Genomic DNA, 1681 nt, shown 5'->3' on the forward strand with positions numbered 1-1681 from the left:
AAGGCTGGCGGTCGATCCGCTGATGGCGACATGTCCCACGGCGCCCACGGCCAGCTGCTTCTGGGCGAAGGTGATGCAGCCGCCGAGGTCCAGCTTGCGCTGGTCCGAGACGTTGGCCTCCTCGCCGAGGAAGACCTCGCGGAAGAAGACCGGGAAACCCTTGTCCGCCACGAGGATGCGCACGTTGCCGCCGTCGAAATGCACCTGGCAGTAGGCCGCCCCGCCGACGCTCTTGTCCAAGGCCTGCCAGAGCTTGAGGGCGGAGCAGGGGGCGGTCTCCATGCCCGCGATGGACAGTCCGAGGTTCTGCAGCATGGCCGAGATGTTGGCGAGGTTCTGCTTCTGGGTCACCGCGATCAAGGTCCCCTGGCGGGCGCGGTTGGCGGCGTCCGGCGGCAGGGGGATGATCTGGTAGTCGTAGCTGAGGGCCTCGAAAGGGATGGGGATGTATTTCTTGGCTTCCACGGGCACGGCGGATTTCCAGAACCGGCGCTCGATGGTCGGCATGGTGAAATAGCGCAGCAGGCCCAAGTGGTGGGAGAGCGTGACCATCACGTGTTTGGTGCTCCACTTGAACTGCGACATGGACTGCTGGATGAGGGTGCCCAGCTTCTGGTTCTCGGTGAGGAAGCTCGTGTTGAGCGTGCCCGTCATGGTGCCGGCGTCCTTCTTCTCTGCCGGGATCGGGACCGGGATGCGCACGAGATGCTCCACGACGAGCTTCCCCGACCGCTCCATGTTGGTCTGCGCGATGTAGATGGTGTCGGGGCTCAGGTACATCCCCAGAGTAGAGCTCAACTTCGGCGCGGTCTGCCCGAAGGCCACCTTCTCGATGATTTCATCCCAATGGATCGCCATCGCTACTCCTTGCCCAGGAAGCGGATCTCGACTTTTTTGGCCTCGCCGCTCTCGGAGACCTCGGGGCGGATCCGGATGCGCTTGGGCTCGACGAGGTCCTTGTTGATGAGCAGACCGGCGATCATCTGCGCGCGCCGCTCGGCCAGCCGCGCCGCATCGGGCTCGGCGGACCCGGCCCAACCGTGGAGTTCGATGTCCTTCTTGGCCTCGTTGCCGACCGCCGCCTCCACCTTGGCCATGGCCTTCTCGCCTTCGGGGGTCATCTGGTGGGTCCCGGCCTTGAAGGCGACCAGGAAGACTCCCGGGGGCGCCTGGTCGGCTTGGGAAGCGGCGGCTTTCGGTTCGGGGGCCGCCTTCGCCGCAGGCTCGGCCTCCTCCTTGACCGCGGGTCTGGCTTGGCTGCGGGGTTTGGCCTTCGCAGGGGCCGGCTTGCCCGCCGGGGCTCTCTTGGGCGTCCTGCGGCTTTTGACGGTCTGGGGCTTTCCCTTGATCTGAACGGAGGGCACTGGGGCCCGGTCCTCCTTGAGAAGTCTCTCGGTCTGTCCCGAGGCTTGCTCCGGGGCCGCCGGCGCGGCGGCGGCCGGTTTCTTGGCCGCCGCCGCAGCCGGAGCGGGCTTCTCGACGGTCTCCGTCTTCTTGGGAGTCGCCTTTGCGGCCGGCGCCGGCGCGGCCGTCGGCGCGCCCGGAGCGACGAGCTGGATCCAACGGTGGAGAGTGCGGGTGCGGCTCTTGGCGTCCGTGGCCGACAGCACGCACTCATAGCGCCCCCCGGGCAAGCTGCTCCCGAAGTAGTTCTGGCGCCCGTTCCAATATATTTGGTGGA

At 66.8% G+C, this 1681-nt stretch carries 2 protein-coding genes; both read right to left on the bottom strand.

All coding sequences use genetic code 11. The features are described from left to right. The coding region (locus NTY77_06455) for a hypothetical protein (protein ID MCX5795116.1) at window positions 1–858 on the bottom strand (858 nt) is incomplete at its 3' end. Window positions 859–860: 2 nt separating this feature from the next. Further along, window positions 861–1681: hypothetical protein (locus tag NTY77_06460; GenBank protein MCX5795117.1), on the bottom strand; the 821-nt coding region annotated here is incomplete at its 5' end.

Source organism: Elusimicrobiota bacterium, assembly GCA_026388095.1.
Lineage (GTDB): Bacteria > Elusimicrobiota > Elusimicrobia > UBA1565 > UBA9628 > UBA9628.